Below are 11,821 nucleotides of genomic sequence, written 5' to 3'. Positions count from 1 at the left end.
CTGCATTGCCCGTTCAGTCGCAGAACAAGGCACAGCCGGTCGTCGCGGGAGTGATTGAGATTTGCGTCGGCATCGCACGCGTGCGTATCGAGGGCACGCCCGACGCAGCCACGCTGCGTGTCGTGTTGCGTACGTTGCGTGCCGCTGCCGAGGCCGAGACGTGATTGGTCTTCCTGTCGGCACGCGTGTGTGGATGGCTGCCGGCGTGACCGACATGCGGGCCGGACTCAACAGTCTCGCCGCCAAGGTGCAGACGGTGCTTGAACGCGATCCATTCTGCGGACACGTCTTCGTGTTTCGCGGCAAACGTGGCGACCTGCTCAAGGTGCTGTGGTGGAGCGGCGATGGCATGTGCCTGCTGATGAAGCGACTCGAGAAGGGGCGCTTCGTATGGCCTCAAGCCGATGGTGGCGTCATTTGCCTGAGCCCGGCACAACTATCAATGCTGCTGGAAGGCATCGACTGGCGGCAACCGGCGAGAACGGCTCGACCGACCTCAGCGTTGTAAACGTCGCTGCCGGCGCGTAAACTGCCTGCATGACGCGCGCGAGCCCACTTCCCGACGATGTCGAAACGCTGAAGGCCATGCTGCTCAGCCAGGAGGCGGCGCTGCGCGAGCGCGACGCGCAAATGCTCAAGCTTCAAGAACTGGTCGACTCGCAACAAGCCGCGCTGGCTTCGCGCGTCGCCGAAGTCGAACACCTGAAGCTGCTCATTGCCAAGCTGCGCCGTATGCAGTTCGGTCGCAAGTCGGAGAAACTGGACCATCAGATCGAGCAACTCGAGCTGCGCATCGAAGATGCTTGAGGCCGACGAAGGCGCGGCGCCGGTCGAAATCCAGAAGACGCCGCGCACCGCTGTGGAACAGGCGCCGCGCAAGCCACTGCCTGAACGTCTGCCGCGCGAGATCCGGACGCACTTGCCCGAATCTGCCGGGAGGTGCGCAGAGTGTGGCGGCGAGATGAAGCCGCTGGGCGAAGACGTCGCCGAACAGCTTAAGTACGTGCCGGCCAGCTTCCGGGTCATCCGTCATGTGCGCCCGAAGTTTGCGTGCGTGTGTTGCGACCACATCGCTCAGGCGCCTGCACCGAGTCGTCCCATCGAACGCGGTCTCGCCGGCCCAGGGCTGCTGGCACACGTGCTCGTCTCGAAGTTCGCAGACCACGTGCCGCTTTACCGGCAGTCGGTCATGTACGCGAGAGAAGGCGTCGAGCTTGATCGCTCGCTGCTTGCGAAGTGGGTCGGTCACGCGGCGACGTTGCTGAAGCCGCTCGTTGAAACACTGCGTCGTCACGTGATGTCAGCGACGAAACTGCACGCCGACGACACGCCGGTTCCAGTGCTTGCACCGGGGAACGGCAAGACAAAGACCGGTCGCCTGTGGGTGTACGTGCGCGATGATCGTGCATCGGCCGACATGACGCCGCCGGCGGTATGGTTCGCCTATACGCCGGATCGCAAGGGCATCCATCCACAGCAGCACCTCGAGTCGTTCAACGGTACGCTGCAAGCCGACGCGTACGGTGGCTACCAGGCCATCTACGAAACCGGGCGCGTCACGGAGGCGGCTTGCTGGGCGCACGCTCGACGACAGTTCTATGAACTACACGCAGCGCGCCCCAATGCGTTGAACACTGAAGCGCTCGAGCGTATTGGCGCGCTATACAGGATCGAGGAAACGATCCGGGGCAAACCGCCCGACGAGCGCCGTGCGCATCGACAGGAGTACGCGCGGTCGCTACTCGATCAATTCCATGCGTGGCTCACAACGACGCTGGAGGCGCTCTCGCGCAAATCGGACACGAGTCGGGCGATCCTCTATGCGCTGAACCGGTGGGAAGCGCTCACACGCTATTGCGATGACGGGCAGTTGGAGATCGACAATCTACCCGTCGAACGCGCGCTGCGCGGAGTAGCCATCGGTCGCCGCAACTATCTGTTTGCTGGTGCAGACTCCGGCGGTGAGCGTGCCGCCGCAATCTACAGCCTCGTTGGCAGCGCAAAACTCAACGGCATCGATCCTGAAGCATATCTGCGTTACGTGCTCGCACGCATCGCCGACCATGCAATCAACCGCATCGACGAACTCGCACCGTGGGTCGTCGCCGGTCAGATCCGCACCGCAGTCTGAAGATCACGACCTCCAGTCAAGACGTTGCTGATGCCACGCTTACCTTGCATCTGCTCCCGGAGCAATTTCTCCCGCTCCTCATCCGTCCAATCCGGGTTTCGGGCCTTGGTGATGTCCAAGCCGAGCAACCGCTTCGGGCGCAGAAGTGCGAGCGACAACCCGTTTGCAAGCCTCTCCGCATCGATTGCGTCGAAAGCATCGAACGCAGGCATCTTGTCGAGCCAGTCGCGCCGTAACGACCACTCTTTTCTGGTGTCTATCACGTCGCCGCAGGTGACCGTGTCGACATAAACTTTGTGGCTCTCGGGCCGATGATCTTTGGCGGCCTTCTCGACGCGCACATCGATCCATTGCCACTTTCTGAACTGCTGACCACCTCAATCATCCGGAACGGCACCGGGTACAGCCTTCGCATTGCGCCTTGCACGTTCATGCCTGCGACACAGGACGTCTCCACGTGCTTCGCGCTTGGCGAAGGATATGTCTTCGCCAGGATCAAGATACGCTCAACAGTCGATGCCATCCCCTCTCCCCCTTGAAAATTGGATTCTTCGCCTGCTATGGCGCCCCTCTCTGCTACGGGTGCCGTATGGTTCTGCACGAACGTCTTCCCAATCAAACTTCTACGTGACGCCCACAACGCACGACAGCGACTCGTCGAGTTTCCGCGTTGCCTCATACCGGCTACGCTTCCAGCTGTTCTTCGCGCCGATACGGTCCAGTATTGCGCACGACGGGCACCACCTTCCCTGGCGAACGCTGCCAGCTCGCGCCTGCCAGACGTGACCTCGATGGCATTGCCATGACAGCTTGTGCTCCTTGTCGACGTACGTATCAGACAGGCATGCTCCGCCGCGCTCAGCCGCCATCTCCCGCACCTGGTCAACGCCCAGCGACGACCGGCTGCGCATCGTCGGCACGACCTACCCTGCAACACCAATTGGCCAGCCACCGTCCATTCAGGCCCCTCCTGGCAACGGAACCGGTACTTCGGCTTGGCCGACGTACTCCGTCGACAGGCGCACTCCGTTATGCGATTGCGCGGCCGCTCGAAGCCGTGCCACCCCGTTCGCGTCGATTTGTGACGCCGACCGCGCGCAACGCAGGCACCAGGTCCCGCGCAAGATCTCGGCGCCCTCCGCTTCCCATCGATGTCCCTTCGCGCACTCGACCGGATAGTAGCTACGGGCGCCGGTGTATGCCGTCGCCAGGCATCGCCCTCCGTGGGCGCGGGCTGCCGCACGCAGGCGTTTCAACCCGTCCGCCAGCAGATTACGTCTGGCGGACGCCTCGTGAGCGCATGAAGGACACCAGCTACCCTCGCTGATTTTTCGACCTTGCACTTCCCATTCGTGGCCTTCAGCACAGCACAACCGATAGCATTCGAGCAGTCCTGTAAATGTCCCTTTGACCAGTTGACCGTCTTGCCCGTCAACTTTTGCCAGCCAGCGCTCGCGAATGGCCTCTTCTTCACATTCGGCACATACCGGGGGCGTGCTGGTTCGATAGAGGCGCGTCGCATGTCGCTCGAACCGGTGTCCGCGACCGCACTCGAAAGCGTATCTGGAGTGATACCCCGTCCAGGTGTTGGACAGGCAGATCCAGCCAAATGTCTCGACGTGCCGTTTGAGCTTTTCGAGCGACGGGTGACGATCAACAGGAACAATCATGCGGGCACTTCTATGTTTGAGTCGTCTGGTTACCGCTATGCCATCGATTCGCCGCGTAGAGCATGCCTGCTTCGCAAAACGTCCTGAACAATCCAGATACCCATCAAACCAAGCACGACGAACGCTGCCAGGGATGCTTTGGTCAATGCCACCCCAAACCAGAGGACAAATCCGTACCACCGGAACATCGGCGGGAACACTGCCAGCAGTTGCCCCCAGCGCATTTTCCCAAGCATGCCTCCAACCGCAACAAGTAGCGCATAGGCGCTCCACGTCGGCCCGACCCAAGCGACACCAGCGTCCGCCAGATCCGGGGCGACGAGCAATACCGCCGTTGCGGTGCCTGCAGCAAGCCACGCCGCCACCGCCGCGCGATGCGCACGCCTCCACCTCGCTATGATCCCTCGCAGCTCGTCCTGGACAAAGCCGCTGAACATTCCGTACAACGCGCCTTGCGCGATCGGCAACTGCCACGGACCACCGACGACGTGGACAAAATAGCTGTAGAAGCCGAAACCTCCCGCCGCGGAGGCAGTAAGGATCAGCAGTCCTTTCAGGCCAGGCCAACCGTGTACCGCAACCGCCCATACCGACGAGATCGATAGTGATCCCAGCGCCACCGCCGTTACGATACCTCCTCGCGGGTCGGCGTAGGCGGCGCATGCCGCCATGACCCACAACACGACCCATCCATATCGCGCGCCGACATTTTCCCGGGCGAAGCGCTTCCAGCGCGACGGTAAGGGCGACGAGCCGAACACGGCGACACCGTAGACAAGCATAATCAGGAACACGACCACTGCGACGATTGCCCATTCGTGTACGCTCCACGCCCTGTGACCGCCGTCCAAATGCGCGACTGACATGCCTGTGGCGAACAGCATGCCGCACCAGACGCCGAGCAGCGGCGCCATCGTAACCAGCCGCCCCCATTTCGTCCGATTCGCGCACGCGCGCTCCCAGAAGGTGATCTGTTCGCTGTCGAATCTGAGAACCCGGGCATTGGCGAAGGACGTCTGTAACGAGAAGAGCAGCGCCTGCATTGCGCGATGACGGGCGCCATCACCCAACCGAAACAGCGCCTTCGCCATACCGGGACGCGGTTGTTCGAGGAGATCGACCAACAACGGAAAACGCCGTTCGAGTTCGCGGTATTCGTCGTCCGCGAAGATCTTCATCAACGCCTGCCGCGCCACGAAGACATTCCTCTGCATCAGGTGGCCCGAGCTCTCGCGCCAGTTCAGGGCCTCGGCGATGTCGCCTCGACAATCGTCGGGAATATCGTCGCGTAGGCAATACAGCAGGGCGCGCCATTCGACCTCGTCGCGCAGCGCGATGCTAACCAACGACGCAAACAGTTCCGTGATCGCACGCCGCGAGGTTACGTTATCCGGCTCCGCAGCGAACGCGTCCCAGATCCTCGTCGCTTCATCAGCCACACCAAGCGTGCCTACCGGCGGAGGCAATTCCGGTCGATCGAAAGCTTCGCCACTGCCGACTCGCGACGTTTCACCATCCGGACTGCTACCTTCCGCCCCGTCGGGTTGCCCACCCCGATCCGCGCTGTCGGCCTCGACCACCGCGATCGTGACAGCCTGCGCTGTATGACGCGCGAGCATCAGCGCATGCTCATACGCGCCGCGCAACGCCTGAAACTGTTCGGGATTCTCGTCGGCGCGCTGCTGCTTCAACACGCGCGCATAGGCACGCCGCACTGCGCGCTCATCCGAGTCCGATTCGATCTCGAGCACGCTCCAAGGCCATTGATTCATGTGCGTTCTCGGCTCAGTAGGTGGATTGCGCATCGATCTGATCGAGCACCGTGCCAAGTTCCCGACGTACACGCGGAATCTCCTCGAATGCCTGGCGTTCAAGCAGTGCCTGGAATCGCGCGATATGAGCTGCGAGGAAACGACGCGGTTCGCCCAGCAACTCCTCGTAGATCCGGTCTGCCCGTGCCAGCAACGTGCGGTTCTCGATCTGGTCCCGCGGATGGACTTTCAGCGCCGCCAATGCGGCCACACAGCGCGCGACTTCCTCCTGCGTCATGACGCCCGGATTCTCTTCAATGACGATCGTCCGCGTGACACCGTCCGGAAATGCAGTCGCCTGCACCTCGAGCACGCCACTGACGTCGTACGTGAAGCGGACATCGGCGCCCGCCTGGCCCGCCGGCTTGAGCGGCACCTCGAGCCTCAGTTCGCCGAGCGCGATATTGTCGCGGGTCAGCCGCGCTTCGCCCTGGAATACCTTGATGTTCAGATACTGTTGCCGGTCGCGTATCGTGGCCACGCGCTGCTCGCGGCTGACCGGCACAATCGTATTGCGCTCGATGATCGGCAGGAAATGCCCGCCAGCGTAGCCGTCGGCACTCACCTGAATCGCCGTGTCGATCCCGAGGCTATAAGGCGCGACGTCGGTCATCACCATCTCGTCGAGCGCCGCATGACGGCCAACGAGCCCAGCCTGCACCGCCGCGCCCAACGCGACCACTTCGTCCGGGTTCAGATGACCGGCCGGCAAGCGGCCGAACATCCGCGACACGAGCTTTCGAACGGCGGGCATGCGGGTCGCGCCCCCGACCAGAATGATCTCGTCGAGTTGGGCAAGCGGAATCTTCGCGTCCCGAAGTGCGCGCTCGACCGGCTTGCGCAGCTTCTCCAGGAGCGATTCGAAAGCGCGATCGACATCGTCTGCGCTGAACTCGACCGAGTGATCAACATCGTCGACACGCAGTTCGAGCGAGACGCGCCCGTTGTCGCTTTGCGTCAGGCGCCGCTTCGCGCCTTCAACCTGACGCCACAGTCGCTGCGAGTCGGCCGCCGAAAGATCGCTCAGCGCGATGCCCCGCTTACGGCAGAACAACTCGCACAACGCCTGCGTGAAATCGTCCCCGCCCAGGAAGTTGTCGCCGGTACTGGCACGCACCTCCATCACGCCTTCGAAGAAATCGAGGACCGAAACGTCGAACGTCCCGCCGCCGAGATCGAAGATCAGGAATTTCCGTTCGCCGTCGCGCTGATGCACGCTATATGAGAGCGCAGCGGCGGTTGGCTCGTTAATCAGGCGCAGCACCTTGAGGCCGGCCAGCTCGCCGGCAATGCGGGTCGCCTTGCGCTGAGCGTCGTTGAAGTAGGCCGGAACTGCGATCACCGCTTCCGTCACCGGCTCATTCAACCACGCCTCGGCGTCAGCCTTGAGCGACTTCAGAACCAGAGAGGACAGTTCTTCTGGCCGGAAAAGCCGATCGGCCAGATGCAGTTTCCGCTCCGTACCCATGTAGCGTTTGAAGCTCGCGGCGGTGCGCTCCGGATGCGTGCTGCGGCGCTCGAGCGCGGGCCGGCCGACCAGTATCGAACCGTCCGCGTCGATCGAGACGCACGACGGAGTAAGGGACTCGCCGAGCGCATTCGGGATCAATTCGGCCCGGTCCTCCCGCCAGACGGAGATCAGGCTGTTCGTCGTGCCCAGGTCGATTCCAACGATGTAAGACATAGGGGGGTTCCCCGGATTCGTATAGGTATAGGAAGCTCTGACAGAGCGAGTTTTTTGTTGCCGTCTATGCGTAGAACGCCCAGACATACATCTCGTTCACACCAGCATGCGTCAGAATGGGTATGCCCAATCCTCTCGTCTTGCGTGTCATCCAGCCCTGAACCAGGGCAAATGTGACCAGGAAAGCGAAAGCCCGCGAATTCTGGTGAAGCGCGACAAAAATGACTGCCTGTACGATGTTCGCCCAACCGAAGCTGATATGGCGCGTGAGACCGCCCAGCAGGCAGGCGCGAAAGACAAACTCCTCAATCAGCGGAACGGCCACGCAAATCAGAAACACCGCTAATGGCACCCCTCCAATCGACTTCGCTCCGGTAACCAGTTCCGCGGTCCAGTCCAGGGTAGCGTAATCCGCTGGCCTCGTATTTATCCATGCATTGTTCATCGAGTGAGCAACGGCCAACAACACAATTGGCGCGACGAACCACCACCATTTCCATGGCCCACTGCCTATCCACTCACGCATCGACAAGCGCCTGGCAATCCACAGCGTTACGAGTACAACAAACAGCAAATTCCACATGTGGGCAACAGCAATACGCGCCGGCCAGTCGGTATGAGAGGCAGAGTGGACCGCCGGCGACAGCGTTACCGAGCCCAGGTGGAATGCCCCTCCCAGGTGTAGCGCAAGGACTAACGACGACAGTGCGAACCAGGCGTGTCTCAAGCCGAGAGAAACTGCGAAGTACCTACCTGTGCGCCTACGCCAGCAACTCAAGAAAGTCGTCAATGTTCGTGGGCAGTTTCGCAAAGCGCTGATCGAGCGCCGCAGTGCCGTTCGCCTCTTCTAATTGGCTCCAGTCAGTATGCAGCAATGGAAGAAAGCAAAGGTCGCTGTTTCCAAGCGAGTCCCTGCATAGCCGTGTATCAATCTCCGCATTTGCAAGTTGAGCGATAGCCACCACGACGATGAAGCAGTCCTCTTGCGAGGCCCTGTACGAGACGTCGCTAGTATGCCCTTTGTAGCTCAGCCTGACCGTAAGAGCGGCGACGGGGGCCGGGAGAGAAATCATGTGCTCAGGGTCAAGCAGATGGTTCCACTGACCAACAATCTCTTCAGTGTCGAGACCCCGGTCCACCGTTAAGAACGCATCCCGGTTGCGCAAAAGTTGCCAATCTTCAGAACGCCAACGGCCATGCTCCGACGGCAGAGCGAGTAACCTGCTCACGATATCGAGCTTCGCCTGACTGCCAGGATCAGCGTGGATCTCCGTCTTAGTCGGGACACTCGTAGCGGGGGCGTGCCCAAGAAGGCGGCCTAGCATCTTGATCATAGTTGGAGCGCTGCTGCAATCGTCAGGGTAGACTACAGGAATTCCGTCTTACGAAATCAACAGCGCCGAGCGGCTGCTTTCCGATGCACTGAATGTCCACTCAGGTTCGGCTGCAACGCGCTAGCATGCACGCGCTGACCGCTCGGCGTACGAAAAATCCCTTTCCGGGCGGGCACCCCATATCCGGCATGGACCTGATGGCGGTCGCACTCACGCACGGCTGGCGCTAAAACCCACCGACGAGCCCGGGGACTGCGCCGTTTGTGACTGATTTCGCTTTTTCTCCCGTTTTCCTATCTAACCGGGAGCGCATTCGCTCACCCGGCCATCCAGCTGCACGACCGTATAATCCGCATCCTGGTCTGCCTTACTATTTGTCCCACCCGATCACGATTTGCAGAACTCGACGTCAGACGTTGCAACTGGCGATCGAACTACTTCACCATCTGCGCCCTTTTTCAGCTCCGCGACGCTAACATGACACGTTCCGCCGACTAGCGAATAGTTAGCCTCATAGTCGACGCCGACACGCGGAACGAATGTCAGATCAACCGAGCAGGTGTAGTTGTATCCCGCCCTGATCAGATACATCGAAAATGGCTTTTCTGCGGGAATCGTAGCCTCCGCGACGGATATCGGCTTAAAGGCTTCGCCTCCCGGCATCCCAATCGTGACGCCCTGCAATCCGTCGCGTGGTAGATGCTGACCAAGGATCGCGAACCATTGCCATTGCTTCATATGCTTCGTAACACACCCATTCTGGGCGTCGGGCAGGACTAAAACCTGAGTCTCTATGGCTTCCGCGGTAACGACGCGTAAGCGGGCCATGTCGCCCGTTGGCGGGGGCTGATACGTGAGGACAGCGCATGCGGTAGAGGACAAAGCCAAGATTGCTGAAAAAATGCTTCGACCAGTTCGGCTGACAACGCGGTTCATTGCTTCTTCCGTTTTTATTGCTTGATTGCTGCCCGGTTACCAAGGCGCGTGGTCCTGCGGTCGCCGCGCGAATGTCGACCGCATCAACTTGAAAGCGATCAATAGCTGCTCTCATCGCCAGCCAGCTCCAGTACCAACCCGCGTCGTTTGTGCGTCACAGCGAAAGTCTTCGTTGCTACCGTACGCTCCTCGCACGCTTTCCAGTCTGGTACTGGTGTCTCGTGACGATCGAGCGACACGGCAGCTTTGCCATCAGGCCACGTCTTCTCGTAAATGGGCGCTCCGCCTTTAGCGCGTCTCAGACCGCCACGACGAGCATAGGGATGGTTCACCATAAAACGTTCCTCAGATTTCTGCCCTGGCGTGCGGCGCCATCGCGAGTCATTGAGACTTCCTGCGAAAAAAGGTAGACGGCTGCATTGCGTGGCTGGTCGATGCGGCAACGCTACAACAGGCGGGTATGTGCGGTTCATCTATTGTCACTTCCCGTCCGGCATCAAACCCGCAGCAGCGTCTCGTGCCGACGACAATCAGATGTTGTTAGCAAAAAACGGGCGGATATCGAACTTAACGACGATCCTCACAGCCAGCCCTCATCAATCAATGATGTCTGCAAGGAGGATTAACGGCAGTAGGGTATCCAAGGTTTAGCCCATACGCGAAATGAATACCCGCCCCCATGCATAACCGATGCTGATTACGCGCTAATTCGCGCGACAGCTTTGCCCGAAGGTAAGAAGGATGAGTTTGGAACCGAACAGTTGATCAGGCCACCCGTTACGTACAGCTCCTCACAGGCTTCTCGAACGCATATTCGAGTCGGCTCATCTTTTTTCCGAATGACTTCATGTTGCTTCGCGCGGTTGCTATTCGGTCTCAGCCGGATCGGTTTGAGCCGTCGGTGCGGAAGCCTCTGTGGGCGGCGCCTCCTCCCTGATCTCGTACGACGGGTCACGCACCCACCGGTAGAGGTCCTTCGCGATGAAAATGGTCGTGCGATCGAGGATTGAGCAGGTTCCCTTGAAGCCGCCCCACACACCGCCCACCGACCAGCGGCTGATTTTGACATGGCGGACAACCTTGTCGCCCTCTATCAGATCTGCCGACACTGTCGCAGCCTTGGGCCCGCTCCACGCGCCGCCGCCGACGCCCATCACATGCGTTATCTGCAACCGGAGAATCCTTGCTTCGGCTGCATTGGTCTGGGATGCAACGGTACCATCGCCACCTCTGTTGAGCTTGCGAAGCAGCTCGCCCATATGGCGCGTGAGCATGTCTTCAACATGGCATTCGTTTCTGACCTGCTCGACCACGCTGGCGTCGGGGGCGTAGGTAACCGGTGTTTCAAGCAGTACCGGCGGCCCGGCGACGGCGCACGTGGCTGCCAGGCAGAGGCTGAGGAAGATCAGACGTTTCATGAAGTGTGCTTCGAAGTTGTTGATACGAGCATGCGGTTTCCGCGTCCATCGCGCCGATCACCGGTGCGACACTTTCCATTGCGGTCTTCATCACGCGTGCGGTGTTCGCGAAACCTGAATTCTTCGGTGTCTACTCTGCGGCAGGCCTTGCTCCGCATAGTCCTTTCGACTGGTTTCGGGATAAGTCACGCGGATCATCGGAACTTGATACATGTAAACGCGGTCTGTCTGGGTCGAAGTGCCGTGACCTTGACGGCATTAACAGGCGCCCCCTCAGAATCGACCTCCACGACGTCGACGACACATTGCCGGTCGTGCACATGCATCATCGACTGGAAGAAGGACATATCCGCATCGGCGGGCTTGTGCCCCTCCCAGGCGACCAGGCGATAACGTCCGTCTTTCTGCGGCGTGAACGACGCGGGCAACATGCATACATTTTCTTCGTAGGAGATCACGAGCGGTCTATCGGGAACGACTTTGACCGGCATCGCCCCCGGACTACCATCGAGATAGGTTTTGCCCGTGTAGCAGCCTTTTTCGTTTAGCGTCAGGAGATAGACGGCCTTGCCCTGGATCTGTAGTTCTGCTGAGGGCTCCGAGTCTTTCGGGAAAGGATAAGGATGACCTACGGTGGTGCAACCTGCGAGATATGCGAGAGTGAGAAACGTCGCAAATTTCTTTTGGATTGATTTCATCGTTCTTTTGTAAGCGCGCAATAGGCCAGGTGGCCTGCGCAAGGTGAGCGGCCGTGCGTTAGTCAGACCACGCCGCGGCAACGGGGCTTCGCAATCATCGGCACTGTGTGCCAGCGGGAATGCCTTGAACAGCGCCACG

General features: G+C 60.3%; 10 protein-coding genes and 1 pseudogene. 2 read left to right on the top strand and 9 right to left on the bottom strand.

Annotated features, from left to right (window positions below; translation table 11 throughout):
- The first annotated feature begins 193 nt into the window (after positions 1-193).
- Together tnpB and AB3X99_RS16870 are read left to right on the top strand one after the other, a co-directional pair.
- On the top strand, positions 194-508 hold the full coding sequence (gene tnpB / locus AB3X99_RS16875; RefSeq protein WP_368617579.1) for an IS66 family insertion sequence element accessory protein TnpB: 315 nt from the start codon (positions 194-196) through the stop codon (positions 506-508).
- Between the two features lie 29 nt (positions 509-537).
- Positions 538-2,131: pseudogene (locus tag AB3X99_RS16870) on the top strand (IS66 family transposase).
- Here the strand turns inward: AB3X99_RS16870 and AB3X99_RS16865 are convergent.
- The 9 genes from AB3X99_RS16865 to AB3X99_RS16825 form a co-directional block, all read right to left on the bottom strand.
- Positions 2,110-2,472 carry a hypothetical protein gene (locus tag AB3X99_RS16865; protein WP_368617578.1) on the bottom strand — a complete coding sequence of 121 codons (363 nt, stop codon included), beginning with the start codon at positions 2,470-2,472 and terminating at the stop codon, positions 2,110-2,112. The pseudogene AB3X99_RS16870 and the gene AB3X99_RS16865 overlap by 22 nt on opposite strands.
- A 618-nt stretch (positions 2,473-3,090) precedes the next feature.
- Positions 3,091-3,801: a hypothetical protein gene (locus AB3X99_RS16860; protein WP_368617577.1), complete on the bottom strand. Its 711-nt coding sequence runs from the start codon at positions 3,799-3,801 to the stop codon at positions 3,091-3,093.
- Between the two features lie 35 nt (positions 3,802-3,836).
- Positions 3,837-5,573, bottom strand: a complete 1,737-nt coding sequence (locus AB3X99_RS16855) for a hypothetical protein (RefSeq protein WP_368617576.1) — start codon at positions 5,571-5,573, stop codon at positions 3,837-3,839.
- 13 nt (positions 5,574-5,586) lie between these two features.
- Positions 5,587-7,296 (bottom strand): molecular chaperone HscC, encoded by a 1,710-nt coding sequence (locus AB3X99_RS16850; RefSeq protein WP_368617589.1) that lies wholly within the window; start codon positions 7,294-7,296, stop codon positions 5,587-5,589.
- Positions 7,297-7,360: 64 nt separating this feature from the next.
- Entirely contained in the window at positions 7,361-7,879 is a 519-nt protein-coding gene (locus AB3X99_RS16845; protein ID WP_368617575.1) for a lysostaphin resistance A-like protein, read from the bottom strand.
- A gap of 178 nt (positions 7,880-8,057) precedes the next feature.
- A complete protein-coding gene (locus tag AB3X99_RS16840; RefSeq protein WP_368617574.1) occupies positions 8,058-8,630 on the bottom strand; it encodes a hypothetical protein in 573 nt (190 codons plus the stop codon).
- A gap of 387 nt (positions 8,631-9,017) precedes the next feature.
- Positions 9,018-9,566 carry a hypothetical protein gene (locus tag AB3X99_RS16835; RefSeq protein WP_368617573.1) on the bottom strand — a complete coding sequence of 183 codons (549 nt, stop codon included), beginning with the start codon at positions 9,564-9,566 and terminating at the stop codon, positions 9,018-9,020.
- A gap of 866 nt (positions 9,567-10,432) precedes the next feature.
- Positions 10,433-10,984 carry a hypothetical protein gene (locus AB3X99_RS16830; RefSeq protein ID WP_368617572.1) on the bottom strand — a complete coding sequence of 184 codons (552 nt, stop codon included), beginning with the start codon at positions 10,982-10,984 and terminating at the stop codon, positions 10,433-10,435.
- A 194-nt stretch (positions 10,985-11,178) separates the two neighbouring features.
- Positions 11,179-11,682 carry a hypothetical protein gene (locus tag AB3X99_RS16825; RefSeq protein WP_368617571.1) on the bottom strand — a complete coding sequence of 168 codons (504 nt, stop codon included), beginning with the start codon at positions 11,680-11,682 and terminating at the stop codon, positions 11,179-11,181.
- Positions 11,683-11,821 lie beyond the last annotated feature (139 nt).

The organism is Paraburkholderia sp. BR10882, assembly GCF_040948855.1.
Lineage (GTDB): Bacteria > Pseudomonadota > Gammaproteobacteria > Burkholderiales > Burkholderiaceae > Paraburkholderia > Paraburkholderia nodosa_A.
The sequence above is the reverse complement of the archived record's forward strand: the minus strand, read 5'-3'. Positions and strand labels throughout refer to the sequence as shown.

Coding starts and splice junctions, on each gene's coding strand:
- tnpB (WP_368617579.1), top strand. CDS start 194: ATGGCTGCCGGCGTGACCGACATGCGGGCCGGACTCAACAGTCTCGCC.
- AB3X99_RS16860 (WP_368617577.1), bottom strand. CDS start 3,801: ATGATTGTTCCTGTTGATCGTCACCCGTCGCTCGAAAAGCTCAAACGG.
- AB3X99_RS16855 (WP_368617576.1), bottom strand. CDS start 5,573: ATGAATCAATGGCCTTGGAGCGTGCTCGAGATCGAATCGGACTCGGAT.
- AB3X99_RS16850 (WP_368617589.1), bottom strand. CDS start 7,296: ATGTCTTACATCGTTGGAATCGACCTGGGCACGACGAACAGCCTGATC.
- AB3X99_RS16845 (WP_368617575.1), bottom strand. CDS start 7,879: ATGTGGAATTTGCTGTTTGTTGTACTCGTAACGCTGTGGATTGCCAGG.
- AB3X99_RS16840 (WP_368617574.1), bottom strand. CDS start 8,630: ATGATCAAGATGCTAGGCCGCCTTCTTGGGCACGCCCCCGCTACGAGT.
- AB3X99_RS16835 (WP_368617573.1), bottom strand. CDS start 9,566: ATGAACCGCGTTGTCAGCCGAACTGGTCGAAGCATTTTTTCAGCAATC.
- AB3X99_RS16830 (WP_368617572.1), bottom strand. CDS start 10,984: ATGAAACGTCTGATCTTCCTCAGCCTCTGCCTGGCAGCCACGTGCGCC.
- AB3X99_RS16825 (WP_368617571.1), bottom strand. CDS start 11,682: ATGAAATCAATCCAAAAGAAATTTGCGACGTTTCTCACTCTCGCATAT.